The organism is Nonomuraea sp. NPDC026600, from assembly GCF_040638335.1.
GTDB lineage: Bacteria > Actinomycetota > Actinomycetes > Streptosporangiales > Streptosporangiaceae > Nonomuraea.
This window is the reverse complement of record NZ_JBEZYD010000034.1, coordinates 120,849-146,922: the sequence shown is the minus strand read 5'-3', so window position 1 is coordinate 146,922 and position 26,074 is coordinate 120,849. Positions and strand designations below refer to the sequence as shown.

Annotated in this window: 20 protein-coding genes; 15 read left to right on the top strand and 5 right to left on the bottom strand. The window is 70.1% G+C overall.

Features of this window, described 5'->3' with window-relative positions:
* Window positions 1-5: 5 nt before the first annotated feature.
* Window positions 6-1,316, bottom strand: a complete 1,311-nt coding sequence (locus AB0F17_RS49585) for a citrate:proton symporter (protein WP_358038689.1) — start codon at window positions 1,314-1,316, stop codon at window positions 6-8.
* Window positions 1,317-1,419: 103 nt separating this feature from the next.
* Between AB0F17_RS49585 and AB0F17_RS49580 the strand changes: the two genes are divergently transcribed.
* The 4 genes from AB0F17_RS49580 to AB0F17_RS49565 all read left to right on the top strand — a co-directional run bounded on the left by AB0F17_RS49580 (window position 1,420) and on the right by AB0F17_RS49565 (window position 6,255).
* On the top strand, window positions 1,420-2,337 hold the full coding sequence (locus AB0F17_RS49580) for a LysR family transcriptional regulator (protein WP_358038686.1): 918 nt from the start codon (window positions 1,420-1,422) through the stop codon (window positions 2,335-2,337).
* A gap of 97 nt (window positions 2,338-2,434) precedes the next feature.
* Window positions 2,435-3,646, top strand: a complete 1,212-nt coding sequence (locus tag AB0F17_RS49575; RefSeq protein WP_358038683.1) for a CoA transferase — start codon at window positions 2,435-2,437, stop codon at window positions 3,644-3,646.
* On the top strand, window positions 3,636-4,514 hold the full coding sequence (locus AB0F17_RS49570; RefSeq protein WP_358038680.1) for a CoA ester lyase: 879 nt from the start codon (window positions 3,636-3,638) through the stop codon (window positions 4,512-4,514). The genes AB0F17_RS49575 and AB0F17_RS49570 overlap by 11 nt, the downstream gene beginning before the upstream one ends.
* A gap of 127 nt (window positions 4,515-4,641) precedes the next feature.
* Entirely contained in the window at window positions 4,642-6,255 is a 1,614-nt protein-coding gene (locus tag AB0F17_RS49565; protein WP_358038677.1) for a carboxylesterase family protein, read from the top strand.
* 95 nt (window positions 6,256-6,350) lie between these two features.
* Here AB0F17_RS49565 and AB0F17_RS49560 read toward each other — a convergent pair whose 3' ends face one another.
* On the bottom strand, window positions 6,351-8,852 hold the full coding sequence (locus AB0F17_RS49560) for a glycoside hydrolase family 3 C-terminal domain-containing protein (protein WP_358038675.1): 2,502 nt from the start codon (window positions 8,850-8,852) through the stop codon (window positions 6,351-6,353).
* A gap of 393 nt (window positions 8,853-9,245) precedes the next feature.
* Between AB0F17_RS49560 and AB0F17_RS49555 the strand changes: the two genes are divergently transcribed.
* Together AB0F17_RS49555 and AB0F17_RS49550 are read left to right on the top strand one after the other, a co-directional pair.
* Window positions 9,246-10,598 (top strand): discoidin domain-containing protein, encoded by a 1,353-nt coding sequence (locus tag AB0F17_RS49555; protein ID WP_358038671.1) that lies wholly within the window; start codon window positions 9,246-9,248, stop codon window positions 10,596-10,598.
* 326 nt (window positions 10,599-10,924) lie between these two features.
* Window positions 10,925-11,749 carry an IclR family transcriptional regulator gene (locus AB0F17_RS49550; RefSeq protein WP_358038668.1) on the top strand — a complete coding sequence of 275 codons (825 nt, stop codon included), beginning with the start codon at window positions 10,925-10,927 and terminating at the stop codon, window positions 11,747-11,749.
* Window positions 11,750-11,782: 33 nt separating this feature from the next.
* Here AB0F17_RS49550 and AB0F17_RS49545 read toward each other — a convergent pair whose 3' ends face one another.
* Window positions 11,783-12,826 (bottom strand): LacI family DNA-binding transcriptional regulator, encoded by a 1,044-nt coding sequence (locus tag AB0F17_RS49545; RefSeq protein ID WP_358038665.1) that lies wholly within the window; start codon window positions 12,824-12,826, stop codon window positions 11,783-11,785.
* Window positions 12,827-13,016: 190 nt separating this feature from the next.
* Here AB0F17_RS49545 and AB0F17_RS49540 point away from each other — a divergent pair, with 190 nt between their 5' ends.
* The 4 genes from AB0F17_RS49540 to AB0F17_RS49525 are packed head-to-tail and all read left to right on the top strand — an operon-like array spanning window position 13,017 to window position 17,615.
* Window positions 13,017-14,294 (top strand): extracellular solute-binding protein, encoded by a 1,278-nt coding sequence (locus tag AB0F17_RS49540; RefSeq protein WP_358038662.1) that lies wholly within the window; start codon window positions 13,017-13,019, stop codon window positions 14,292-14,294.
* A gap of 7 nt (window positions 14,295-14,301) precedes the next feature.
* Entirely contained in the window at window positions 14,302-15,252 is a 951-nt protein-coding gene (locus AB0F17_RS49535) for a sugar ABC transporter permease (protein WP_358038659.1), read from the top strand.
* Window positions 15,252-16,094, top strand: a complete 843-nt coding sequence (locus AB0F17_RS49530) for a carbohydrate ABC transporter permease (RefSeq protein WP_214636865.1) — start codon at window positions 15,252-15,254, stop codon at window positions 16,092-16,094. The genes AB0F17_RS49535 and AB0F17_RS49530 overlap by 1 nt, the downstream gene beginning before the upstream one ends.
* A gap of 33 nt (window positions 16,095-16,127) precedes the next feature.
* Window positions 16,128-17,615: a glycoside hydrolase family 43 protein gene (locus AB0F17_RS49525; protein WP_358038714.1), complete on the top strand. Its 1,488-nt coding sequence runs from the start codon at window positions 16,128-16,130 to the stop codon at window positions 17,613-17,615.
* On the opposite strand, the gene AB0F17_RS49520 is transcribed toward AB0F17_RS49525, so the two are convergent.
* On the bottom strand, window positions 17,603-18,532 hold the full coding sequence (locus tag AB0F17_RS49520) for an MBL fold metallo-hydrolase (protein ID WP_358038656.1): 930 nt from the start codon (window positions 18,530-18,532) through the stop codon (window positions 17,603-17,605). The genes AB0F17_RS49525 and AB0F17_RS49520 overlap by 13 nt on opposite strands.
* A 116-nt stretch (window positions 18,533-18,648) precedes the next feature.
* Here AB0F17_RS49520 and AB0F17_RS49515 point away from each other — a divergent pair, with 116 nt between their 5' ends.
* From AB0F17_RS49515 to AB0F17_RS49500, 4 genes are all read left to right on the top strand, one after another.
* Window positions 18,649-19,158 carry a hypothetical protein gene (locus AB0F17_RS49515; protein ID WP_358038653.1) on the top strand — a complete coding sequence of 170 codons (510 nt, stop codon included), beginning with the start codon at window positions 18,649-18,651 and terminating at the stop codon, window positions 19,156-19,158.
* Window positions 19,159-19,227: 69 nt separating this feature from the next.
* Window positions 19,228-19,350 carry a hypothetical protein gene (locus AB0F17_RS49510; RefSeq protein WP_358038650.1) on the top strand — a complete coding sequence of 41 codons (123 nt, stop codon included), beginning with the start codon at window positions 19,228-19,230 and terminating at the stop codon, window positions 19,348-19,350.
* A gap of 16 nt (window positions 19,351-19,366) precedes the next feature.
* The gene (locus AB0F17_RS49505) at window positions 19,367-19,774 is read left to right on the top strand and encodes a hypothetical protein (protein WP_358038647.1); all 408 of its coding nucleotides are present in this window, start codon (window positions 19,367-19,369) and stop codon (window positions 19,772-19,774) included.
* Window positions 19,775-20,043: 269 nt separating this feature from the next.
* A complete protein-coding gene (locus AB0F17_RS49500) occupies window positions 20,044-21,732 on the top strand; it encodes a DEAD/DEAH box helicase (protein WP_358038645.1) in 1,689 nt (562 codons plus the stop codon).
* A 31-nt stretch (window positions 21,733-21,763) separates the two neighbouring features.
* On the opposite strand, the gene AB0F17_RS49495 is transcribed toward AB0F17_RS49500, so the two are convergent.
* Window positions 21,764-23,950 carry a glycoside hydrolase family 95-like protein gene (locus AB0F17_RS49495; protein ID WP_358038643.1) on the bottom strand — a complete coding sequence of 729 codons (2,187 nt, stop codon included), beginning with the start codon at window positions 23,948-23,950 and terminating at the stop codon, window positions 21,764-21,766.
* A 253-nt stretch (window positions 23,951-24,203) separates the two neighbouring features.
* On the opposite strand from AB0F17_RS49495, the gene AB0F17_RS49490 reads away from it, so the two are divergent.
* Window positions 24,204-26,039: a glycoside hydrolase family 97 catalytic domain-containing protein gene (locus tag AB0F17_RS49490; protein ID WP_358038640.1), complete on the top strand. Its 1,836-nt coding sequence runs from the start codon at window positions 24,204-24,206 to the stop codon at window positions 26,037-26,039.
* The last annotated feature ends 35 nt before the right edge of the window (window positions 26,040-26,074 follow it).

Here is a 26,074-nt window from a genome sequence, read left to right as displayed (position 1 = left end):
CGCGGTCAGAGGGAGATGGCGCCGGTCAGGAGCGCGGCCACGGTCATGACCAGGGTGGTGGCGAAGGCCCAGCCGAAGATGAAGCGCTGGTGCTGGCCGAGTTGCACGCCGCTCATGCCGATGAGGATGAACGTCGCGGCGGTGAGCGGACTGAGCGGGAAGCCGGTGGTCATCTGGCCGAGGATGGCGGCCCTGGCGACCTCGGCGGACTCGATGCCGAAGCCGCCGGCGGTCTGGGCCAGTACGGGCAGCACGCCGAAGTAGTAGGCGTCGGGGGTGAAGACCAGGCTGAGCGGCATGCTCGTGATCGCGACCAGCACCGGCAGGTGGCCGCCGAAGGAGTCGGGGATGACGTTGACGAACGCGGTGGCCATCTCGTTGATCATCTTGGTCCCGGTGAGGATTCCGGTGAAGACCCCCGCGGCGAAGATCATCGTCGTGACCAGGACGACGCTCTTGGCGTGCTTGTCGAGCAGCGCCTGCTGCTTCTCCCAGGAGGGATGGTTGACCAGCGCGGCGATCGCGAACCCGATCACGAACAGCACCGGCAGCGGCATCACCTGCAGGATCAGCCCGGCCAGCAACGCGATGGTCAGCGTCAGGTTGAAGGCGGTCAGCAGCGGGCGGCCGCGCGGCGGGGCCAGGGGCGTCCCGGGCCCGTCTCCGGCCACCAGTTCGGGCTCCGGCTCGGGCAGGGACACGGTGCCGAGACGGCGGCGTTCCCGCAGGCCGATCAGGTACGACGCCACCAGCACCCAGACGATGCCGGCGACCATCGCGGGCAGGACCGGGGTGAACACCTGCGAGCTGTCCAGCTTCAGCACCGCCATCGCCCGCGCGGTGGGACCGCCCCAGGGGATCATGTTCATCACGCCCGCGCCCAGGCAGACCACACCGGTGAGCACCAGGGGGCTCATCTTGAGCCGCTTGTAGACGGGCAGCAGGGCGGAGACGGTGATGAGGAAGGTCGAGGCGCCGTCGCCGTCCAGGGCCACGCACATCGTGATGACGGCCGTGCCGACGGCGATCCGCAGCGGGTCGTCCTTGGCCAGGCGCAGGATGCCGCGGATCAGCGGATCGAAGAGCCCCGTGTCGATCATCAGGCTGAAATAGAGCACCGCGAAAGCGATCATGATGCCCGTGGGCGCCACCTTGCCCAGCCCGGTGAGGATCATCGGCCCCATCTCGGCGCCGAAGCCGCCGGCCAGCGCCGTCAGCACCGGTACCAGCACCAGCGCGGTGAGGACCGAGACGCGCCTGGTCATGGTGAGTGCCAGGAACAGGCCGATGGTGAGAAAGCCGAGGAGCGCGATCATCGAGGACCTTTCGGAGGGTTACGGAGAAGTTTCCGAGCGCTGACCTTTCACGTCCACCATCAAAAGTGGATTTATCCATGCGGTCTGTGCATAGGTTGGTTCCATGGACGCCACCCTCCGGCAACTCGCCGCCTATGTCGCCGTGGCCAGAGCGGCGAGTTTCACCGCCGCGGCGGCGCGGTTGCACGTCTCGCAGTCGACGTTGAGCCGTGCGGTCGCCGACCTGGAGCGGGTGCTCGGCGTGCGCCTGCTGGAGCGCGACACCCGCAACGTCCAGCTCACCGCGGCGGGCACGGAGACCCTGCGGGTGGCCGAGCAGATCGTCGGCGCCCACGAGTCGGGGATGAAGGAGCTGCGGCGCTTCCTGCTCGGCGAGTCGGGGGTGGTGGCCGTGGCCACCCTGCCCTCGATCGCGGCGGTGCTGCTGCCGCGCATGATCTCCGCTTTCCGGCGGCAGCGCCCGCAGGTGGCGGTCCGCATCATGGACGGGCTCGAACGGGCCGTGCTCGGCAGGGTGCTGTCGGGCGACGCCGACTTCGCGATCACCACGGTCGGCGCGTCGCCGGACCGGCTCGAGCATCGTCCGCTGATCCGCGACCAGTTCCACGCCGTGCTGCCCGAGGGGCACCCGCTCGCCGACCGTGACGAGGTCACCTGGGAGGACCTGGCCGCCGAGCCGTTCCTGGCCGTCGGGCCGGAATCGAGTGTCCGCAGGCTCACCGACGCGGCGTTCGCCCAGGCGGGAGCCGGCCCGACGCTCGCGGCGGAGGCCGGCAACGTGGCGACGGTGGGCGGCCTGGTCGCCGCCGGTCTCGGCGTGTCGGCGATGCCCGCCCTGGTGCTGCCGCTTCTGGGTCCGGGGCGTGTCGTGCATCGCCGGTTGACCGGCCCCGTGGTCGAGCGGCGGCTGGACGTCGTGGTGCGTGCGCGACGCACCCTGCCGCTGGCGGCGAGCGCGTTCCTCGGCCTGCTCGAAGAGTTCCGTACGGAGTTGCCGGCGGGTGTCTCCTGGATTGGTTAATGCGCAAATCGCATGAATATATCGGCTTCTTGTGCTGGCCCCGCATTTCTTGCCTTGGGCAGGATGACATGACCGGACAGTGCGAAGGAGCTCATGCGTGGCGATCGAACAGCAGCACGGCCAGGGGCAGTTGAGTGGGCTGAAGGTGGTGGAGTTCGCCCATGTGGTCGCCGGGCCGCTGGCCGGGTCCATGCTCGCCGACCAGGGCGCCGACGTGATCCACGTCGAACCCCCCGGCGTCGGCGACGCCGCCCGTGCCATGGGCCCCACGCGCGACGGCGTGCCGTTGTGGTTCAAGGTCGCGGGCCGCAACAAACGCTCCGTCACCCTGGACCTGCACGACCCCGACGGCCGGAAGGTGGCGCACCGGCTCGTGGCCTGGGCCGACGTGGTGATCGTCACGCTGCGCCCCGGCCGGCTGCGGGCCTGGGAGCTCGACTGGGAGGCCGTGCACCGGATCAACCCCAAGGCCGTCCTGCTGCAGATCTCCGGATTCGGCGCGACGTCGTCCCTGGCGGACGCGCCGGGCTTCGGCAAGGTCGGCGAGGCCAGGAGCGGCGTGGTGCACCTGACCGGGTTCCCCGACGGTCCTCCTGTGCACACCGGGTTCTCCCACGGCGACGCGGTGACCGGGCTGATGGGCGCGTATGCCGTCCTCGCCGCCCTGCACCGCCGGGCACACGATCCCGCCTTCGACGGCGAGTGGATCGACCTGGCCCTCTTCGAGCCCCTGTTCCGGCTCGTCGAATGGCAGGTCATCACGCACGACCAGCTCGGCGTCGTACCCGGCAGGTCCGGCAACCAACTGGCCGTCGCCCCCGCCGCGGTGATCAACACCTATCTGTCCCGCGACGGCGACTGGATCACCGTGACCTCCGCCACCATCCGCTCGGTGCTGAACGTCGTCCGCCTCCTGGGCCTGCCCGAGGAGGAGTACGCCACGACACAGCGGCAACTCGCCGGCCGGGAGACGCTGGACCAAGGGCTGCGCGACTGGGTGGCCGCCCGGGGGACCGCCGAGTGCCTGCGCGCGTTCGCCGAGGCCGAGGTGGTCGCCTCACGCGTCTTCACGGCCGAGGACATCGCCGCCGATCCCGTGTACGCCGAACGCGGCGACATCATCACGGTCGACGACCCCGACCTCGGGCCGGTCCGCATGCAGGCCGCCCTCCCGCACTTCCATCAGCGACCCGGGCATGTCTGGCGAACCGGGCCCGCGCTCGGGCAGGACAACGCCCTCGTCTACCGCCAGTGGCTCGGCCTCGGCGCCGACGAGCTCGCGGAACTGGAGAAGCGCGGTGTCATCTGAGCGCCTTCCGCTGCGCTCCCTGCTCTTCGTCCCGGGCACCAGAACCGAATGGCTGGCCAAGGCCGAGGCCGCAGGAGCCGACGCGGTCATCCTCGACCTGGAGGACGCCGTCCCGCCGGCCGGCAAAGCCACCGCACGGGCCCGGGTGGCCGACGCCATCGCCCACGCGACGGGCGACATGGCGCTCTTCGTCCGGATCAACCCCCTCGACGGCTGGACGGCCGCCGAGGACCTGCGCGCCATCACGCACCCCCGCCTCGCCGGAGTGGTCCTGCCCAAGGTCGGCGACCAAGCGGACGTACTCCTGGCCGACCGGCTCCTGACCTGGTGCGAGCGCGAACGCGGCCTGCCCGAGGGCCACATCGCCCTGGTGCCGCTGCTGGAGAGCGCCGCCGCGCTGCGCGGGGCGTACGACATCGCCCGGGCCGCCGCCCGGGTCGCCTACCTGGGCGCGGTCACCGGCAGGGGCGGCGACGTCGAGCGGGCGATCGGCTATCGCTGGAGCCGGCAGGGCACCGAAACCCTGGCGCTGCGCTCCCGCGTCCTGCTGGACGTCCGGGCGGCGGGCGTGCCCTGCCCGATCGCGGGTCTGTGGACGAACCTCGCCGACCTCGAAGGACTGCGGGCGTTCGCCGAGCAGAACCGTTCCCTCGGTTATGAGGGCATGATGGCCATCCACCCCTCCCACATCCCTGTGATCAACGAGGTCTTCTCACCCACTCCAGAGGAGCTCGCCCGCTACGCGCGGATGATCGCCGCCGTGGAGGAGGCGCAGGCGCACGGCGCCGGGGCGATCACCTTCGAAGGGGACATGGTGGACGAGGCCATGGCGGCGCGCGCACGAGCCGTTCTCCAGAATCCCTTGTGACCCGGCCGCCGTCCGGAATGTCTTCCATCCAACGGGGAGAGCGGTATCCGGAAGACCGGGCGAGAACTACGGTTCAGGCGCACGAAATCGGCAGGTTCGTCCTGGATGTTCCGAAGGAGTCGCGTACATGCCTGAAATTCTGGATCCGACGAGGTTATTCAACCGGGGCCGTCGCGTCCTCGCGCTGGTGACCACCGTCCTCGCCCTGGTCTGCGGATTCCTCGCCGCCCCCGCCCCCGCCCCCGCCCTCGCCGGCGCGGCGCGCCCGGTGGTGCGTACGGAGACCGGCTTGCTCAAGGGCGCCGAGGCCGAGCGCGTGGACCGGTTCCTGGCCGTCCCGTACGCGCAGCCGCCGGTCGGCGAACTGCGCTGGAGCGCACCCCGCCCGGCCCGCCCGTGGACGGGTGTTCGCGACGCGGCCGCGTGGGGCAACCCCTGTTCCACCGCGGTCAGCACCAACGGACCGCGCTCCGAGACCGAGGACTGCCTGCACCTCAACGTGTTCCGGCCCGCCGGCGTCAAAGCCGGGCAGCGACTGCCCGTGCTCTTCTGGATCCACGGCGGCGGCCTGCAGAACGGCTCCGGCAACCAGCACGACGGCAGCCTGATCGCCCGGCTGGAGAACGTCGTCGTGGTGAGCATCAACTACCGCCTGGGCGTGTTCGGCTTCCTCGCCCACCCGGCGCTCACCCGGGAGGCCGGCCAGTCCGGCAACTACGGGTTCCTCGACCAGCAGGCGGCGCTGCGCTGGGTGCACCGCAACATCGGTGCCTTCGGCGGCGACGCCCGGCAGGTCACCATCGACGGCGAGTCGGCCGGCGGGTTCTCCGTCTGCGCCCATCTCACCGCCCCCGGATCGCGTGGGCTGTTCAACGGCGCGATCATCCAGAGTGGCTCCTGCACCACCCAGTCCGTCAGCCAGGGTGAGCAGTCCGGCATGTCGATCGCCACCCAGCTCGGCTGCGCCGACGACGCGACCGCCGTCGCCTGCCTGCGCGCACTGACCCCGGCACGGCTCGTCGACGGGCCGCAGTTCAGCTCGTTCGTGTCCGGCGGGCCGGTGTTGCCGGAGAGCCCCAACGACGCCGTCCGGGCGGGTCACTTCCAGCGGGTGCCGCTGATCGTGGGCTCCACCCGCGATGAGGGCCGTACGTTCGCGCAGGGCAACCTGGGCTGGACCGAAGCGCAGTACCAAGGCTTCGTCCGGGCCCTGTACGGCGCCAACGCCGACGCCGTTCTGGGACGGTATCCCTGGCCGGCGGAGTCTGATCGGTTCACCGGCGCGTACCTGACGGCGGCGATCCTCACCGACTCCGGGTTCATCGCGGGCCTGGGCGGCTGTCCGACGCTCCGGTTCATCAAGGACCTGTCGGCCTACACCCGCGTGTTCGCCTACCGGTTCGACCACCGTACGGGCCCGGGCCTGAGCCCCGAGCCGGCCGGGTACGAGTGGGGCGCCGGGCACGCCGCCGAGCTGGCCTACCTGTGGCCGAGTTTCGACAACGGCACGCCGATCGCGCCCACCTTCGACGCGGCCGAACGCCGGCTGGCCGCGGACATGGTGCACTACTGGGGCTCGTTCACCCGGCTCGGCGGGCCGCGGGCGCCGTTCGCGTCCTCGTGGCCGGACTACAACCGCACCTCGCACGTGATGTCGCTGCGGGCAGGCGGGCGGTCGGTGATGGTCCCGGCCGCCGAGATGGCCACCGAGCACAACTGCGACCTGTGGAACACGCTCTGACCCTGATCGGCCGACGTCACAAAAACCATTCGCCCGCCTCCACAACGGTGGAGGCGGGCGAATGTGTGTGACGAGCCGCAGCCCGTCGTCAGGGGTCAGCCCTGGAACCGGCCGGTCAGCCGAAGGTCGCGGGACGACGCGCCGACCGCGACGGTGAAGGTGCCATGGGAGGCGACCCAGCCCTTCGCGGCCGGGCTCCAGGTGGACAGTGCGGCGCTGTCGAGCGGGAAGGTGACGACGGTGCTCTGCCCGGGCCGCAACCAGACCTTCTGGAAGCCCTTGAGCTGCTGCGGAGGCTCGCCCGCCGAGCCGGGGAAGCCGAGATAGAGCTGAGTGGTCTCGGCTCCGGCGCGGCTTCCGGTATTGGTGACGCGGACCCGCACGGCGTGGCCGTCGGCCCGCAGCCCGTCGTATCTGAAGGCGGTGTAGGACAGGCCGTGGCCGAACGGGAACAGCGGGCGCTGGTGCCGGGCGTCGTACCAGCGGTAGCCCACGTTCAGGCCCTCGTCGTAGCGGACGGTGGTGCCGTCGCCGGGGAAGCCGAAGGCGACGTCCGGGCCCTGCCGGTCGTCGGCGGGGAAGGTCACCGGCAGTTTGCCGGACGGGTTGACGTCGCCGAACAGCACGGCCGCGACCGCGTTGCCGTACTCCTGGCCCGGGTACCACGCCTGGAGCACCCCGGCCACCCGGTTCAGCCACGGCATCAGCGACGGCGCGCCGGTGTTGAGCACGACCACGGTACGCGGGTTGACCGCGGCGACGGCCTCGATGAGCCGGTCCTGATCGCCGGGCAGGGCCAGCGAGTCGCGGTCGGCGCCCTCGGTGATGGCGTCGTTGACGAAGACGAGCGCGACGTCGGAGCGCCGGGCGGCGGCGACGGCCTCGGCGACCAGCGCGGGGTCGGGCGCGGCCCAGCCGAGCTGGTGGGCGGCGCCGAAGAGCGAGATGGCCGAGGAATACTCGAGCTTGATCGAGACGGCCCGTCCGGCGGTGAGGTCGACCAGGCCATGGGCGACGCCGCCGAACTCGGTGCGGTTGGTGGCGACGAGCTTGCCGTCGATGGAGAGGCGGGCCGTGCCGGAGCCGCTCAGCGAGAACCGGTAGCCGCCGGTCGTGGGCGGGGTCAGCGTGCCGGTCCAACGCGCCGACCAGGTGCCGGTGACGCCAGTGGGCGGCCCCGTGAAGCTCACTGACGGCTCGACCCGGGTGATCGCGGGGTCGCCGGTTAAGTCGGGAGTGCGGTAGTAGGCGGCGGTAAGTCCGGGGCCGGCGCCCGACTCGGGCCGCAGCAGGTCACCGGAGAGCACCGGCAGCGCGCCGGTGCCGAGCGTGCCGCGAGCCTGGTTCAGGGTGACGCGGTCGCCGGCCCGCGCGGTCAGACCGGCCAGCGGGCTCACGGTCGTGGACGGTTGCAGCGCGGCCGAGCCGCCGCCGTAGAAGGTCGCGTGGTCACCGGCCGCGTCGCCGATCACCGCCACCGACCTCGCCTTGTCCAGCGGCAGGATGCCGCGGTCGTCCTTGAGCAGCACCATGCCCTGCTCTGCCAGGTCCCGCGCCAGTTGTTGATGCTCGGGCGTGGACACGTCGGCGCGCGGCGGGTAGTCGCGGTCGAACAGGCCCGTCTGGTACATCGCCGTGAGAATGCGGCGGACCTTGTCGTCGATGGTCGCGACCGTGACCTGGCCGGCCGCCACCGCCTGCTTCAGCGCGTCGCCGAAGTACGTCGATGCCGGCATCTCCACGTCCAGCCCGGCGGCGGCCGAGGCGATCGTGCTGTGGGTGGCGCCCCAGTCGGACACCACGAACCCGGGGAACCTCATCGCCCCCTTCAGCGCGGTCCGCAGCAGGTCGCCGTTCTCGCAGGCGTAGGCGCCGTTGACCTTGGGGTAGGCGCACATGACGGATCGGGCTCCGCCGTCCTGCACGGCCGCGCGGAAGCCCGGGTAGTAGATCTCGTTGAGCGCCCGCTCGGAGACCCGGACGTCGACTCTCCCTCGGTCGGTCTCCTGGTTGTTGGCCGCGAAGTGCTTGGGCATCGCTATGACGCCCTGGGTCTGGACCCCCTTGACCTGCTCGGTGGCCATCCGCGCGGTGAGGTAGGGGTCCTCGCTGAAGGTCTCGAAGGTACGGCCCCAGCGCGGCGAGCGCACGATGTTGATCGTCGGTGCCAGGGCGATGTTGTGGCCCTTGCCGGCCTGCTCGGCGCCGACCGCTTCGCCGTACCGCCGCATGAGCGCGGTGTCCCAGGTGGCCGCGCCGTTGATGGCGGCGGGGAAGGCGGTGACGCCCGTGCTGCCGTTGGCGACTCCGTTGGGACCGTCGGCGAGGTAGAGATCGGGGATGCCGAGCCGGGCGTTGCCCGGTATCCGCCCGGCGTACCCCTTGCCGAACTCGAAGCCGACGCCGTGGAGCATGGTGATCTTCTCGTCGAGGGTCATGCGGGCCAGTAGCCGCTCGGCGCGTTGGCCGGGCCCGTACGAGGAGTTCGGCTGCGAGGGAGCGCTCTCGCCCGCCGCCGGTGGTGGCTGGGCGAGGCCCGCCAGGACAAGGAGGGCGGCGGCGGCCAGCGCGGTCGCTCCATGGAGTCGTTCGAGCATCTGCGGGGTCCTCTCTCAGGGGGTGGCCAGGGTCCAGGGGGACCGTGACCTGAGGTGGGACTGGTCGATCGGATGGCGGAATGATCTTCGCCATATGTTGTGCCCGACAACATATGGTCAGGTCAAATGCCCGGCAAGGGCCTCTTCCGCCGTCCGGAAGACGATGGGTGAGATCGCGCGCGAAAACCCGGGACGGCGCTATTTATCTTCCGTTCAGCGGTTGGACCGCTTCTTAGGTCGCAGATCGCCGCATATGGTTCGGGGCGCGTCGCACCAGCTCGACATTCATCGATGAATGTGCCCCGAGAGCGCTCTCACAGTGCGGCGCCGTCCCTTCCTGTCCTCGTGTCGGCGGAGCCATGCTCGCCGCACCCGTTCCGGAGAGGTAAGACCATGAGATTCCCCCTCAATCCAGCCGGTGGGCGACTGCCGGGCCGCGTCCGATCCGCCTGGCTGGCGGCGTTCCTCGCGCTGACCGTCGCCATCGCCACCGCGCTGGCCGGCGGCGCCGTCACCGCCCGGGCCGCCGTCACCGTCCGGGCCGCCGACGAGCTGCTGTCCCAGGGCAAGCCGGCGACCGCGTCGTCCGTCGAGAACGTCCTCACGCCGGCTTCGACGGCCGTGGACGGCAACGTCGCCACCCGGTGGTCAAGCGCCTTCAGCGACCCGCAGTGGCTGCAGGTCGACCTCGGCGCCAGCGCCACCATCAGCCAGGTCGTGCTGAACTGGGAGGCCGCGTACGGCCGGGTGTTCCAGATCCAGACGTCCACAGACGGTCTCACCTGGACCACCGTCTACCTGACCGTCACCGGCACCGGTGGGGTGCAGACGCTCCCCGTGACCGGGACCGGGCGGTACGTACGGATGCTCGGCTTCGCCCGTGGGACCGCCTACGGCTACTCCCTGCGGGAGTTCCAGGTCTACGGCTCAGGGGGCGGCACCACACCGCCGCCGGGGAACGGCACCATCCCCGACCCGACGATCGCCTCGCTGGAGGCGACCGCCGGCCCGTTGGCCACCGGCACGTACACGGTCCCGAGCCCCAGCGGGTACAAGGCCGGCACCATCACGTACCCGACGGCCAGCGGCTCCTACCCGGGCATCGTCCTGATGCCGGGCTACCAGGGCACGCAACAGAACCTGAGCTGGCTCGGCCCGCGCCTGGCCTCCTGGGGCTTCGTCGTCGTCAACGTCGACACCAACACACTGACCGACACTCCCGACCAGCGGGGCACCGAGATCCGGGCCGCCGGCACCCAGCTGCTCAACCTGAGCAACGCCACCGGCAACCCCATCTCGGGCAAGGTGAACGGCACGCTCGGGGTGTCGGGCCACTCCATGGGCGGCGGCGGCACGATGGTGGCGCTGCGTGACGACAGCCGGTTCCTGGCGGGCGCACCGCTGGCCCCCTACCACACGAGTCCGAACTTCGCCGGCGTCACCAAGCCGACCTTCTTCCTGACCTGCGCGAGCGACGTCGCCGCGCCCGGCGCCACCTACGCCAGGCCCTGGTACAACAGCATGGCGCAGGCCGAGAAGCTGTACATCGAGGTTCCCGGCGACCATCTCTGCCCGATGACCGGCTACGGCAACAAGGCCAAGCAGGGCAAGTGGCTCGTGTCGTTCTTCAGCCGCTGGCTGCGCAACGACACCCGCTTCACCCCGTTCCTGTGCGGCACCCAGCGTGACGCCGACCGGACCAACACCTCACTGGTGACTCAGTGGACGGACACCTGCCCGTTCTGACCTGACCAGCCGAAACAGCCGGGCACGGTGGCCGAGGCCGCCGTGCCCGGCTTGCGCGGATCCCGCTCAGATGGATGCCTCGCCACGCCCGCTCCGAGCCGCCCGCCGGTCCCCGTCCGGTGCCGGTGCGTTGCCCCGTCAGGTGACAGGCGTGTTTCTGGATTGTTATCGACGGCAACAAATTAGCCCGGAAATGGGGCTAGACCCGCTCGCCTCCGCGGATTACGTTGCCGCAAACAACATTCAACGAAATGGCGAGGCCGGGATCCGGTGTATCTGACGACGTGGGCATTTCGCAGCACGATCGACAGTCGGAGGCAGTGCCCATGACCATGACCACAGCGACGATGTCAAGCCCGTCCGGGCAACCGGATCCCGGCCGATCGGTGGCCAGCCGGGTCCTCAGCGTCTTGGACGCGTTCTCCGGTGAGCGCCGCCGGCTGACCCTGTCCGACATCAGCCGGCGGACCAGGATGCCGCTGACGACGGCCCACCGTCTGGTCGGTGAGCTGGTCTCGTGGGGGGCGCTCGAACGTGACCGGCACGGCCGCTACCAGATCGGCCTGCACCTGTGGGAGGTCGCGGCACTGGCCCCTCGCGGCCTGGGGCTGCGCGAGGTGGCCATGCCCTTCCTCGAAGAGCTCTTCGTGGCGACCCGTCAACATGTCCAGCTCGCCGTCCTCGACGACCTGGACGTCGTGTACATCGAGCGGATCTCCAGCCGTGACGCCGTCGGCGTGCACAGTCGCGTCGGCGGACGGTGGCCCGCGCACACCACCGGCGTCGGCCTCGTGCTGCTCGCGTACGCGTCCCGGCCGGCCCAGGAGAGATACCTGGCCAGCCCGCTGGCGACCTTCACCAAGAAGACCATCATGACGCCGGACGCCTTGCGGCGGGTGCTGGCCGAGGTACGGCGCACCGGCTACGCCGTCAGCGACCGGCAGGTCACCCTCGACGCGGTTTCGGTGGCCGCACCCGTGCGTGACGCCGTCAACGAGGTGGTGGCCGCGCTCTCCGTCGTCGTCCGCGCCGACGACCCCCTGCCGGGGGCGTCGATGCCCAGCCCCCCACAGGGCACGCTCGTGCCCGCGGTCCTGGCCGCCGCGCGCGGCATCAGCCGGCAGCTCCTCCGGTACCCGGAAGGACCGTAGCGATACGTACGGGATGAAAGCGGAAAGTTTCGGTTAGCGTGCGAGAGGGGCGGTACTGCTCCGTACGACGAGCTCGGTGCCCAGCTCGATCCGGCTCTGCGGCAGCGGCTCGCCCCGCGCGAGCTTCACCAGCATGGTGGTGGCGGCGGCCGCCATCTCGGTGAGCGGCTGCCGGATGGTGGTCAGGGGCGGGACTGCCCACCGCATCGGGGGGAGGTCGTCGAAGCCGATCACGCTCAGGTCGTCCGGGATGCGCAGTCCCAGCTCGTGGGCCGCCAGGTAGACGCCCATGGCCTGCCCGTCGTTGCAGGCGAAGATCGCGGTGGGCGGATCGGGCAGCCGCAGCAGCCGATGGGCCTGGGCCAGGCCGCCTTCGACCAGGAAGTCGCCCCGGCGGATCAGGTCCGGGTCGACGGGCACGCCGGCCAGGTCCAGCGCGGCGCGGTAGCCGTCGAGGCGGGCCCGGCTGGACAGCGCGTATTCGGGGCCGGCGATGATGGCGATCCGCCGGTGCCCGAGCTGCACCAGGTGACGGGTCGCCGAGAGCCCGCCGTTCCAGTTGCCGGCGCCCACCGAGGGCACCTGGTAGCCGGGTTCGCCGCTCGGGTCCAGCAGCACGAGGGGGATGCCACGGGTGGCGAGCTGGTCGTGCTGGGCGTCGGTCAGGCCGCTGAACACCGCGATGACGCCGCTGGGACGGCGGCCCAGCACGCCCTCGATCCAGCTCCGGCCCGGAACATGGCGGTGCTGCAGCTCCGACAGCACCACGGCCAGGTCGTGCTCCCGCGCCACCTGCTCGACGCCCTTGATGATCTCTATCGGGTAGTCGCCCTCCAGCGCGTGGAAGACCAGCTCCACCAGGGCGGCGGGGCTCTCGCGCCGCCTCTGCCGCCGGTAGCCGTGCTCGCGGATGAGCCCCTCGACGAGGGCCCGGGTCTCCGGCGCGACTTCGGAACGGCCGTTCACCACTTTGGAGACCGTCGCCGTGGACACCCCGGCCAGCTCGGCGAGCTGGGCGAGGGTCAGAGACTGCTTGGGCGTGGAGCCGGGTGCGGGCGGCTCCTGGGTCGCGGTCATGGGCGCAGTCTAGACGCAGATTTTTCGGAAACAAGGGCGATTGTTTCGTGCGTCTTACCGGGAGGTTGTTGACGAGTTTCCAGGTAGGTGCCTAGAGTCCCCGGTTAACGATCGGCCAAATATCCGAAAGTTTTCGGCAACTAGTTCCGTACCAGCTCTTCAGCACCGACCCCCAGAAGAAGAGATCGCCGTGAAGCTCCGCATCGTAACCCCGGTCGCCCTCGCCGCGGCCCTCGCCCTGACCACGGCCGCCTGCGGCGGCGGCGGTACCTCCGCCCAGACGCCGCCCGAGGGCGGCAAGTCGTTCGACTTCTGGTCGTTCAGCGGGATCAACCAGAAAGCCTCGGTCGAGGACTACCAGACGAAGAACCCCGGCATCCAGGTGAAGCTGACCGAAGTCGGCAGTTCCGTGGAGACGGCGCAGGCGCTGACGACGGCGCTGGCCGGCGGCAAGGTGCCCGACCTGGTGCTGATCCAGGGCGACGACCTGCCCAAATTCGTCCAGCAGCCGCAGAACTTCTACGACCTGCGGCAACTCGGCGCCGACAAGATCAAGGGCGACTATCTGGACTGGGTGATGAGCCAGAGCAGTGCCAAGAGCGGCGAGATCATCGGCATCCCGACGGACGTCGGCGGCATGGCCGTCGCCTACCGGACGGACCTGTTCAAGGCCGCCGGACTGCCGACCGACCGCGAGGAGGTGGGCAAGCTCTGGCCCACCTGGGACGCCTTCATCGAGACCGGCAAGAAGTACACCGCGGCCACCAAGAAGGCGTTCGTCGACAACGCCGGCACCAGCGTGTTCTACCAGGCGGTCAACCAGGGGCCGCAGAAGTACTACGACCCGTCGGGCAACGTCGTCTACGGCACCAGCCCGCAGGTCAAGACGGCGTTCGAGTACGGCATCAAGGCCGTGCAGGCGGGCATCACCGCCAAGCAGAGCTCCTTCTCCGAGGGATGGAGCGCCGGCATGGGCAAGGACCAGTTCGCGGTGATCTCCGCGCCGTCCTGGATGCTCAACGCCATCCGCAGCAACGCCCCCGGCACCAACGGCAAGTGGGACATCGCCACCATCCCGGGAGGCGCGGGCAACTGGGGAGGCAGCTACCTGGCCATCCCCAAGGGCGCCAAGAACCCCAAGGCCGCCTGGGACTACATCACCAAGACCCAGTCCCCGCAGGGCCAGTTGACGCACTTCGTCGACTCCGGCTCGCTGCCCACCACCCCGTCGGTCTACAAGGACGCCAAGCTCACCGCCCTGAAGGACCCGTTCTTCTCCGAGGCCCCGACCGGGACGATCTACACCGACTCGCTGCTCGGGCTCAAGCCGTTCTACATCGGCCCGGACAGCTCCGCCATCGGCCAGGAGTTCCTGAACGCGATCACCAACGTCGAGCAGGGCAAGGGCGACGCTGCCAAGGCGTGGGACGCGGCGCTGGCCAACATCAAGACCGCCATCGGCAAGTAGGACGAGCGTGACGACCACCCTCAGCACCCGGCGGGCGCAAGCGGTGCCCGCCGGGGCGACCTCGGTGCGGCAGCGCATCACCGAACGCATCGCGCCGTACGCCTACATCGCGCCGTTCTTCCTGATCTTCGCGGTGTTCGGGCTGGTTCCGCTGCTCTTCACGTTCTACGTGGCGCTGTTCGACTGGAACCCCATCGGCGAGCACGTCTTCATCGGCGTGGACAACTTCACCCGCCTGTTCGCCGACACGCGGTTCTGGAACGCGGCCTGGAACACGATCAGCATCTGGCTGCTGTCCACCGTGCCGCAACTGGTGCTGGCGCTGGGCCTGGCGCACCTGCTCAACCATGCCCGGCTCCGGCTGGCGGTGTTCTTCCGGATGTCGATGCTGGTGCCCTACATCACCTCGGTGGCGGCCACCACGATCGTCTTCGCCCAGATGTTCGACCGCGACTACGGGCTGCTCAACTGGCTGCTCGGGTTCGCCGGCGTGGAGCCGATCGACTTCAAGCAGTCGGTGCTGGGCAGCCACGTGCTGATCGCCGTCATGGTGACCTGGCGCTGGTTCGGCTACACCACGCTGCTCTACCTGGCCTCCCTGCAGGCGATCCCGCGCGCGATCTACGAGGCGGCGGCCGTGGACGGGGCGGGCGGGTGGAAGCAGTTCCGTCACATCTCGATCCCGTCGCTGCGGCCGGTCATCGTGTTCACGATCGTGACCTCGACGATCGGCGGCCTGCAGATCTTCACCGAGCCGCTGCTCGTCTCCCGCAGCGCGCCGCTCACCTGCGGACCGGTCCGGCAGTGCCAGACGCTGACGCTGTTCCTGTACGAGCAGGGCTTCGGCCAGTTCCAGTTCGGCTACGGCGCGGCCATCGGCGTGGCGCTGTTCGTGCTGGTGGTCGCGCTGGCGACGGTCAACTACGTCCTGTCCACCCGCATCCGTCCGGAGCGATGATGACCAAGACGATCCGGCGCTCGGGTGAGCGCGTCCGCTGGTGGACCTACGTGCTGCTGGGGCTGGCGGTGTTCGCCTGCCTGTTCCCGCTGTACTGGATGTTCGTGGTGGCCACGACCGACACGGCGACCGCCACGCGGCTGCCGCCCGAGATCGCGCCCGGCGGCAACTTCTTCCATCTGGCCGGTCTGGTGTTCACGACGGTGCCGTTCGTCCGCTCGATCGTCAACAGCCTCATCGTGGCCGGCACGATCGCGGTCGGGCACGCCCTGTTGTGCTCGCTGGCCGGGTTCGCTTTCGCCAAGCTGCGCTTTCCCGGCCGCAACGTGCTGTTCCTGATCGTCGTGCTGACCATGACGGTGCCGACGCAGCTCGCCGTCATCCCGCAGTACATGATCATATCCTCGCTGGGCTGGGTGGACACGCTCCAGGCGCTCATCGTGCCCGGCCTGGCCAGCGCGTTCGGGATCTTCTGGATGCGCCAGCACCTGTCCACCACGATCAGCGACGAGATCCTCCAGGCCGCGCGCATCGACGGCGCCACCACCTGGCAGATCTTCTGGCGCATCGCGTTCCCGCTGGTGCGGCCGGCCGCGTTCGTGCTCGGCCTGCTCGGCTTCGTCACGGCCTGGAACGACTTCCTGTGGCCGTTCATCGTGCTGAAGTCGCCGGAGATGTACACCGCGCAGATCGCCATCAAGGCGCTGCAGAACAACTACAACATCGACCTCGGGCTCGCCATGTCGGGCTCGTTCCTGGCCACCATCCCGCTGCTGGTGCTGTTCGTCTTCGTGGGCCGGCGCATGGTGGCCGGGATCATGGACGGCGCCTTCAAGGGCTGAGCCTCTCGCAGAAAGGAACCGCTCAACGTGCCGATGTACGACAATCCGGTGATCAGCGGGTTCCACCCGGATCCGAGCGTGTGCCGGGTCGGCGAGGACTACTATCTCGTCTGCTCCAGCTTCGAGTACTTCCCCGGCGTCCCGATCTTCCACAGCCGGGACCTGGTGCACTGGCGGCAGGTGGGCAACGTCCTCGACCGGCCGTCGCAGCTCGAACTGCCCCCTGAGACGCCCGCCTCCGGCGGGATCTACGCGCCGACGATCCGGCACCACGACGGCCGGTTCTACCTGATCACGACGAACGTGGGCGGCCGGGGCAACTTCATCGTCACCGCCGACCGCCCCGAAGGACCGTGGTCGGACCCCGTCTGGATCGACCTGCCGGGCATCGACCCCCATCTGTCCTGGGACGAGGACGGCTCCTGCTGGTGCGCCTTCTCCGGTACGCAGGTGGCGCGGATCGACCCCGTGGCCGGCCGGGTGCTGGAGGGGCCGTATCACGCCTGGTCCGGTGTGGGCATGAAATATCCGGAAGGGCCGCACCTCTACCACGTGGGCGACTGGTGGTACCTGCTGATGTCCGAGGGCGGCACCGAGCGCGGCCACAGCGTCTCGATCGCCCGCGCCCGCTCGCCGCGCGGCCCGTACGAGGCGGGCCCGGCCAACCCGATCCTGTCGCACAGCGGCACCGACCGGCCGATCCAGAGCACCGGTCACGCCGACATGGTGGAGGCGGCCGACGGCACCTGGTGGATGATCCTGCTCGGCACCCGCCCGCGCGGTTACACGCCGGAGTTCCAGGTCCTCGGGCGTGAGACGTTCCTCACCCCGGTGGAATGGGTGGACGGCTGGCCGGTGGTCGGCCCCGTCCTCGAACGCCATCCGGCGCCCGCTGCCTGGCACCCCCTCCCCGAGCTCCCGCAACGCGACGATTTCGACGCCGGCACTCTGGCGCCGTACTGGGTCTCGCCGCGCAGCCGCCCGGACGGCTCCTGGTCGCTGACCGAGCGCCCCGGCCGGCTGACCCTGCACGCCACCGGCCCGACGCTGGACCGCCCGGGATGCACCTTCGTCGGACGCCGCCAGCGACACCACGACTGCCGCGTCACCGCCCGCCTGGACCCGGGATCGGCCACGGCCGGACTGTCCGTCCGCATGGACGAGGCGCACCACTATGACCTGGAGGTACACGAAGGCCGGGCCCGCCTGTTCGCCCGGATCGGCCCGCTGCGCCAGTGCGTGGCAGACCATCCGGTCCCCTCGGGGCCGCTCACCCTCGCCATCGACGTCCGTACACGCGACCTTTTGCCGCCGTCGGTGACCGCGCCCACCGCCGAGCCGGTCGGCGTCGGCGCGCGCGGCCCGGACACCCTCGCCTTCTCCGCCGACGGGGTCCTGCTGGCCGAGCTCGACGGCCGCTACCTGTCCACGGAGGTGGCGACCGGCTTCACCGGGCGGGTCATCGGCATGTACGTCACGGACGGCAGCGCGAGCTTCGACTGGTACGACTATCGATGCTGATGCTGCTCCGGCAGGTAGCTCTTCGAATGAGCCCACACCAGCACGTTGGTCAGGCCTTCCCGTGCGAAGAAGGCGAGGACCTCCTGATCTGAGTAGCGCAGACTGAAATGGGTGAGGACGAAGAGACTGTCCGGGTGCGCAACGACGAACGGCCTGAGCTCGCTCCACACCGTGTGGCCGACGCGCCGCGCTCGATCGAGCTCGGCATCGTCCAGATACGTGCACTCGGTGATGATCACCGGATAGTCGACGAGCGAGGGGTCGCGGCCGAGCGCGCTCGCGTGCGTGTCGCCGAGATAGGCGAACAACGGCCGCTGGACCTGCCGGTCGACGGCGACGCCCCGCTTGCGCTTGTCCGCGACGAGCCGGCCGAACTCGGCGGCGCCGAGCGTCGCCTTGAGCTCCTCGATCTCGGGCAGGAGGGCTCGCCGGTTCTCCGCGACGCAGTAACCGACGCTGGGCACCTTGTGCTCGGACGCAAGGACCCGGACCGTGTGGGAGCCGTGCTTGCCGAAGCGGAACTCCGCACCCGGCCGTACGCCATGCACCCGGGCCCCCGCCGCGAGAGCCGGGTCGAAGGCGGCCACCTGGTTCAGCTCGGTCGTGGCGCGCAGGTAGTCGCGCACGTACGGTAACGCCTCCTCGGGCACGTAGATGTCGACTCCGGTCGATCGCGTCGCCAGGAAGTCGAGATCCTTGGAGTGGTCCAGATGCGTGTGCGTCAGCAGCACCGTGTCGACCTGACGGCCCTCGGCCAGCCCCGCGTCGAGGGCGAGCTTCAGCTCGGGGACGTGGAAGAACGTCTTGTCGTTGGCGCGCGAATAGCCGGTGAGGGTCAGCCGGCTCCCGGGCAGCTGCCACGTCTTCCACTGCCGGAACGGATGCCCGCGCTCCAGGCGCTCGGGATGCACGATCATGGCGGGCAGAATATCGGCCGGTAGAGGGCGAGATCCGCGGCAAGGACCGCCGTGCGCCGGCATAACCGCCGAACAAGAGGCGAAATGCCGGCCATCTCCACTACGGTCGATCGGCCGTGCTCGACGGCCGGGAGCCCGGCACTCCGCCGCCGTCCCCGCCGTTCACCGGCCTCCCGGACGAGCGGATGCGACCCGACCAGGCCCTCGACACCCTCGAGAACGCCGACTGGTCCGCGTTCTCCCCGGAGCGCGACACCGTGCCGCTACGGGACGCCCTCCAGGCTCTGGAGCACGCCCACGGCGTCACCGGCGCGCATCGCCTCGCGACCACCCGGCTCCGCGCCGCGGGCGCGCTGCTACGCCACTCCGACGTGCACCACGGCCCGCTGAACGGCCACGCGCTCAGCCCGGACGGCCGCCACCTCGCGGTCGGCGGCGGGACCGGCGACGACTACGACCGGGGCGGTGTCCTGCAGCTCTTCGAGGTCGCCACCGGCCGCTGCGTCCACGCGATCGACGGCATCCTGGGGGGCATCGGCTTCCCAGACTACGCGCGCAGCCTCCAGTGGTCGGCGGACGGCACGCGCATCGCGCTGGAGTACAACACCAACGCGACCGGCGTGTAGGACCCGTTCGGCACCGCCAACGAGCCGATCGCCGACGCGTTCTTCCTCGCCTCCGGCAGGCCGTCGGGCATGGCCTTCGCTCCCGAGGGCAGGCGCGCGTTCGTCTACGGAGGCGAGTCGGACTTCCTGCGCAATGTCATCGTGGCGATGCACGAGGGCTCGGTCACCGGGCCGCCGGACGCGCACGCATAAGCCGCATGCCAATGGCGTGCGCTGGTTCGACGGCTGGACGGCGGCCCGCGCGCTCACCATCTACGGGCAGCCGGAGCTGCTCCGGTTGTGGGGCGACATCAACCAGTCCTGGGTAGAGGACGACCTGCCCGTGGCCGAACGGATCGCGGCCGAGGGCAGGCCCACCGGCCCGACCTTCGGCCAGTTGACCGACCTCGCCGCCCAGCACGCCGGGCTGGCCAAACTCCCCAAGGCGGCGAAGCGCCGCGAGACCGCCCAGGTGCTCCGGAACGCGATCGAGTGCGGCCACGTCAGCGCCGTGCTCGACCTGCTGCCCGGTATGGGCGAGCCCGACAAATACGGCATGGACGGCAACACCCGCACCTGGCTCGCGCTCAGCGCCCTGCGGACCGTCGCGATCGGCGTGGACGTCGACGTGTGGTGACGGGGTGTCTTGGACGATTCAGCCGCGGACCCGCTTTCGAAGGCCGCCTCGAGATGTTTCCCGGCCCTTTGCAAGGATAGAGCTGCGATATCGCCCCCGGTGGGACGGCGACGACTGCCGTGCTGGGCGGGGATGAGTCCGCACCCCTTATGCTCCCGTTCTGGCCTGTCGTCGGCGGGGGAGGGGTTTGGGTGCATCGAGACTCTTCCCAGGAGAGGACCGGCGGCGGGGATATCGAGGTAATTGTGGAAGTTCGTGAGGAGTCGGCGATGACCATGAACGCAACCGGCGGCGAGGCGACCTTCGCCGATCTGGGGCTCCGATCTGAGCTCCTGGATGTGCTGTCCGCTCTGGGATACGAGGAGCCCACTCCGATCCAGGCAGAGGCGATCCCCCCGTTGGTGGAGGGGCGTGATCTGCTCGGGCAGGCGGCGACGGGCACGGGGAAGACCGCGGCGTTCGCGTTGCCCGTGCTTCAGCGCATGTCCCACCCCGGTGACAACGCCGGGCCGGTGGCGCTGGTGCTTGTGCCCACGCGTGAGCTGGCCATTCAGGTCTCGGAGGCGTTCCATCGGTATGGCCGCACGCTCGGGACCCGGGTCTTGCCGATCTACGGTGGAGCGCCCATCGTCCGGCAGTTGCAGGCGCTCAAGCGCGGTGTGGACGTCGTGGTCGCGACACCGGGGCGGGCCCTCGACCACATCGGCCGGGGATCGCTCGACCTGCGGGGTCTGCGCACGGTCGTGCTGGACGAGGCGGACGAGATGCTCGACATGGGGTTCGCCGACGACATCGAGGCGATTCTCGCGGAGACCCCGGAGGATCGCCAGACCGTGCTGTTCTCGGCGACGCTGCCGCCGCGCATCGATGGGATCGCCCGCCGTCACCTGCACGACCCGGTCCGGCTGGAAATGGGGCATGCGTCCGCGGAGGGGCGCGCGGCCACGCCGTTGGTGGAGCAGAGCGCGTACCTGGTCGCCAGGGCGCACAAACCGGCAGCGCTCGGCCGCCTTCTCGACATCGAGGCGCCGACGGCTGCGATCATTTTCTGCCGCACCCGTGACGAGGTCGACCAGCTCACGGAGACCATGAACGGGCGCGGACACCGTGCCGAGGCGCTGCACGGCGGGATGGAGCAGGAGCAACGCGATCGCGTGATGTCCCGGCTGCGGGCCGGGACCGCCGACCTGCTCATCGCGACCGACGTGGCCGCGCGAGGCCTCGACGTCGAACAACTCACGCACGTCGTCAACTACAACGTCCCGTCCGCGCCCGAGGCGTACGTCCACCGCATCGGCAGGGTGGGCCGCGCCGGCCGCGAGGGGGTGGCGCTGACCCTGGTGGAGCCACGCGAGCACCGCATGCTCAAGGCGATCGAGCGGGTGACCAAGCAGCGGATCACGGTGGAGCGGCTGCCGACCGTCGCCGACCTGCAGGCGCGCCGGATGGAACTGACCCGTGCCGCGCTGGAGGAGTGCCTCCTGCAGGACGACCTGGAGCCGTTCCACGTCGTGGTCGAGTCGCTCACCGATGAGTTCGACCTCATGGAAGTGGCGCTCGCCGCCGTCAAGCTGGCGCACCAGGCCAGTGGGGCCGCGCTGGACGAGCAGGAGATTCCCGAGGTGGCCCCGCGGACCATGGACAAGCGGCGTGAGCAACGGGACGCCGGCCCGGACGGCGCGCGACACGGTCGCGCCCCGGCGGGTGGAATGGTGCGGCTGTTCTTCAGCGTGGGGCGCAGCGCGGGCATCCGGCCACAGGACCTGGTCGGCGCGATCGCCGGCGAGTCGAGCCTGAGCGGCCGCGACATCGGCGCGATCGAGATCGCCGACCGGTTCTCGCTGGTGGAGGTGCCGCAGGCTGCGGCCAACGAGGTGATCGCGGCCCTCCGGCAGGCCACGATCAAGGGCAGGAGACCGACCGTCCGCCGCGAGCGTGAGACGCGCACACGACGATGAGGCCGAGCCGCACGGGGCGCTTCCCGTCCGGCTAGGGGAGTCCCCACGCGGGCGCGCTGCCGTTGGCCGGGACGTCTCGTGGCTTTGAGGGGCTTCGGCCTTGTCTGGTGATGATCGCCGTCGCCCCTCTGCGCAGCCGGAGTTCGATCGTGTCCGTTCCCCGGTAGGGGAGGCGGTTGCCGCGTTCGTCGCGTACCTCGAACGGGCCCGTGATGCCGTGCTGGAGCCGCAGTGGCTCGCCCGCCTCGCTGCGGATCCTGATCCAGTCTGTACGCCCCTCGCCGCGCGAGGCGTCCACCAGGAACGCGCCCTGCGTGCGCAGCCGTTCGATCGAGACGTCGGCCCAGGTGGCGGAGACCGCCGGGAACACCTTGACCACGCCGCCGTGGCTCTGGAGCAGCATGTCCAGCACCGACTGGGCGGCGGCCAGCGGGCTCTCGACGGCCAGATTGCTCCCCTCCCTGTACATCGTGTTCGGGGTGATGGCGCAGTTGTCCACGATGTTGCCGTCGATGAAGAAACGCAGGTAGGACAGCGCCTCCTCCGGGTTGCCGAACAGCGTCTCCATCGAGGAGGCCGCCGCGAAGCTGTAGCCGTGCCACCGCTCGCGCATGCTCGTCCAGTGGTCGAAGCTGAGCCTGTCGAGCGACTCCCGCAGCGGGTACAGCCAGAGCAGATGCGAGTAGTGCCGGTGCGAATCCGCCAGCGGCACGTTCGCCCCGATCATCACCCCTTGCTCGTTCCGGTGGTACGGCACCAGCCGCGCGAGGATCTCCTGCCACCGGGCCTTGCGCGGGTCGTCGAGGCGTAGCCGGTCGGCGCTGTCGAGGAGGGTGCGGCAGCCCCAGCGGATGAGCGAGAGGTCGTAGGTGGCGTCGGAGGCGTTCGCGTACTCGGGGGAGCGTGTCTCGGGCAGGTGCAGCTTGCCGTCCGAGCCTTCGACGAGGAAGCGGTCGTAGTAGGTGATCGCGCCGGTGAGGATCGGGTGCAGCACCTCGCGCAGCACGCGGTCGTCCATGGTGTGGCGGTAGGCGAGCCAGACGTTGTGCATGCCCCAGGTGAGGTTGCCGGTGTGGTCGTTCGGGCTCACGCCGGGCACGCCGACGTAGCGCGGCCCCGGTCTGAGCATGCGGTCGCCCGGATGGCACAGCGCGTAGGACTTCCCATCGCGATAACCCGGATTCACGTTGAGCTCCAGATTTTCGCGATATTTCCGGAATGTCGTCGTTACCGCGTCCAGCTCCGGGTGGTTCGAGCCGTTGATCATGGGATAGGAGACCTGGACGTTGAGGTTCCACCAGATGTTGGTCCAGCTGTTGCCCACCTCGGGGAACCACGGCCCCCACTCGGTCACCACCGGCGCGCCGTCCCTGGTGGCCGAGGCCATCTTGTAGAGCTGGATCCAGTAGAAGCGCTGCAGCAGCTTGTCCGGGACCGACACCAGGCTGCGCCGGTAGAACCGCTGCCACCAGAGCCGGTGGACCTTGACCTGCGCCTCCGGGTTCCCGTCGAGCACCCGGCGCACGGTCCGTACCGCCTCCTCGGCCCCGGTCGAGTCCGGGTATCCGTAGGCGATGGTGGCCGCGAGCACCCGGCCGGTCCCGTTCCTGACCTCGCGCCAGGCCGTGGTGTAGCCGCCTCCGGCCTGCATGGACTGCTCGACGTGCCCGTCGGCGACCACCGGTTCGGGATTGCCGGTGTATTCGGGCGGGAGCCGGATCGTCCTGGTCGTATGGGAGGGCAGCGGCGTGAATCCCCACGCCACCCCCTCCTCTCCGGCGCTCGGCGTCGTGGACACCAGCAGCACACTGCGATGGTCGAGCACGAGCGCGCTGAACCGGACGCCGCCCAGGGTGGTCGTCACGGTCCCGGTCAGCTCGGCCCGCTCCAGGTCCAGCCGCCAGTCCACCGCCGTGATGGTCCCGGCGAAGGTCAGTGTCAGGTAGCCGATGGGCAGCCGTGAGTACCCGATCGCCGCCTCCCACTGCCCTCGCTGGTCCTGTACGAGGGAGTGGTTCAGCATGAAGCGCAGGACGTTGCCTTCGCCGCCCTTGTTGTAGAGGTGCACGCCGAGAAACCCGTTGCCCAGGAACGGCCCGTTCTGCCAGCCGCTGGGCAGCCGCTTCCAGATCATGGCGGCGTCACGCAGGACGTCGCCGTACGCGTCGCTCGCCTCCGGCGCGGCCTGTGCCCACGCGGTGGGGGAGGTCGCGACCACGGCGGAGGCAGCGGCACCGCCTAGGGCAAGACCTCCGAGGAATGTGCGCCGTGTGGTGGGATTTTCCGACATCTTGCCTCCGGTTGGGGGGGCTTGCGGAGGGATTCATCTGATGAATGAGAAGATCTAATCTGATGACCGCCTCTGTCAAGCCCCTTGACCGCGGTCGCGGCGACATCGGGCGAATTTAATTCTTGAAGAAGTTAATTACGGCTACAATCGGTTGCAACCCCCAGCCTTCGGGAGGCACCTGTTGAACTGGCTACTCACCGGCGCGTTGCTGGCCGGATTGCTGACAGCCCCCGTCACCCCTGCCGACACCTGGACCATCAAGGCCCCCGCGGGCGGCCCCGTCGCCACCGTCCACCTCGACACGCAGGGCCGCCCCTCCGTGGCCGTGTCGCGGGGCGGAGCGGCCGTGCTGGCTCCCAGCCCGCTCGGCGTCACCACGGAACAGGCCGACCTCACCACCGGCCTGAGCCTGACCGGTCGCTCCAGCCGCCCGGTCGTCGAGAAGTACTCCACCACGGCGGGCAAGCGCCTCGATCGCCTGTCCGTGATGAACGAGACCCGCTTCCGCTTCACCCGCGGCGAGGCCAGGCTCGACCTGGTCGTCCGGGCCGCCCGCGACGGCGTCGCCTACCGCTACGAGCTGCCCGGCGCGGGCGCCGTCCTCGGCGAGGCCTCGGCGTTCGCCGTTCCGGCCGGGGCCACCGCCTGGCTGGCCGGGCATCGCCGCGACTACGAGAACCCGTTCATCCAGTACGCCGACGTCCCCCCCGCCGAATACCAGATGCCCGCCCTGTTCGGGGTCGGCCAGAACTACCTCCTGCTGGCCGAATCGGCGCTGAACGGCTCCTACACCGGTCCCCACCTGGTGAGCGACCAGGGCACCTACAAGATCGCCCTCTGGGACGCGCGGGTGCCCTACGACCACGGCCTGACCACGCCCTGGCGGGTCATGGTCACGGGCGACCTCGCGACCGTCACCGAGTCCACCCTCGTCGACGACCTCGCGCCCGGCTCCCGGCTCGCCGACACCTCGTGGATCAAGCCGGGCAAGGTGCTGTGGAGCTGGCTGGCCGGTGGCCGCGGCGTGCAGCAGAGCCTGGCGGCTCAGAAGGAGTTCGTCGACTACGCCTCGCAGCACCGCTGGCCGTACGTGCTGGTCGACGCCGGCTGGTACGACGATCCGGTCACCGGCGAGCGGGCCTGGACGGATCGGACAGCCGACTTCACCTGGATCCCCCAGCTCGTCGAGTACGGCAGGACCCACGGAGTCGGCATCATGGTGTGGCTGCGCTTCTCCGACTTCGACACCCACGACGAGCGCGTCCAGCGCTTCGGACTGCTGCGCCAATGGGGTGTCAAGGGTGTCAAGCTGGACTTCATCGACTCCGAGGCGCAGGAGCGGCTGCAGTGGTACGACGGCACGCTGCGGGACCTGGCCGACAACCAGCTCATGGTCAACTTCCACGGCTCCACCGTGCCCAAGGGGATCAACCGGACGTGGCCCCAGGTGATGAGCATGGAAGGGGTGCACGGCGCGGAGAAGTCGTCGAACCTGACCACCAGCCACCTGGCGGCCCTGCCGTACACCAGGAACGAGATCGGCTCGATGGACTACACGCCGATGGCCTTCCAGCGGCCCAGCCGGCCCACCTCCGACGCTCACGAGCTGGCGCTGTCGGTGGTGTTCGAGTCGGGGCTTACGAACCTGGCCGGGTCGCTGGAGGCCTACCGGGCGCGGCCCGAGGCCGAGCGCTTCCTCGACCAGGTGCCCACCGTGTGGGACGAGACGCGGCTGCTGTCCGGAAGGCCGGCCGACCACACGGTGATGGCCAGACGCAGCGGCGACCGCTGGTTCATCGGCGCCGGAGTCTCCGGGGCGGCCCGCACGCTCCAGGTGCCGACGGGCTTCCTGCGGGGGCGCTGGCTCGTCGAGGTGACCAGGGACGGCGCCGACGGTCTCGTGCGCGAGGCGCACGTGGTGCACGGCGGCACACTGGCGGTTGAGGTCCCGGCCGAGGGCGGTTTCGCGGCCATCGCCTGCCGCTGGCGGCCCGGCCTTACGACCTGCGCCCGCTGAGAAACGCCGGTGTGGCGGACCGCTGGACGCGGTCC

Bases quoted from the DNA above. Each gene is read 5' to 3' on its own strand.
- AB0F17_RS49510 (WP_358038650.1), top strand. From the start codon at position 19,228: ATGGCCTTCGCTCCCGAGGGCAGGCGCGCGTTCGTCTACGGAGGCGAG.
- AB0F17_RS49520 (WP_358038656.1), bottom strand. From the start codon at position 18,532: ATGATCGTGCATCCCGAGCGCCTGGAGCGCGGGCATCCGTTCCGGCAG.
- AB0F17_RS49525 (WP_358038714.1), top strand. From the start codon at position 16,128: ATGTACGACAATCCGGTGATCAGCGGGTTCCACCCGGATCCGAGCGTG.
- AB0F17_RS49500 (WP_358038645.1), top strand. From the start codon at position 20,044: ATGACCATGAACGCAACCGGCGGCGAGGCGACCTTCGCCGATCTGGGG.
- AB0F17_RS49545 (WP_358038665.1), bottom strand. From the start codon at position 12,826: ATGACCGCGACCCAGGAGCCGCCCGCACCCGGCTCCACGCCCAAGCAG.
- AB0F17_RS49585 (WP_358038689.1), bottom strand. From the start codon at position 1,316: ATGATCGCGCTCCTCGGCTTTCTCACCATCGGCCTGTTCCTGGCACTC.
- AB0F17_RS49565 (WP_358038677.1), top strand. From the start codon at position 4,642: ATGCCTGAAATTCTGGATCCGACGAGGTTATTCAACCGGGGCCGTCGC.
- AB0F17_RS49550 (WP_358038668.1), top strand. From the start codon at position 10,925: ATGACCATGACCACAGCGACGATGTCAAGCCCGTCCGGGCAACCGGAT.
- AB0F17_RS49560 (WP_358038675.1), bottom strand. From the start codon at position 8,852: ATGCTCGAACGACTCCATGGAGCGACCGCGCTGGCCGCCGCCGCCCTC.
- AB0F17_RS49530 (WP_214636865.1), top strand. From the start codon at position 15,252: ATGACCAAGACGATCCGGCGCTCGGGTGAGCGCGTCCGCTGGTGGACC.
- AB0F17_RS49555 (WP_358038671.1), top strand. From the start codon at position 9,246: ATGAGATTCCCCCTCAATCCAGCCGGTGGGCGACTGCCGGGCCGCGTC.
- AB0F17_RS49580 (WP_358038686.1), top strand. From the start codon at position 1,420: ATGGACGCCACCCTCCGGCAACTCGCCGCCTATGTCGCCGTGGCCAGA.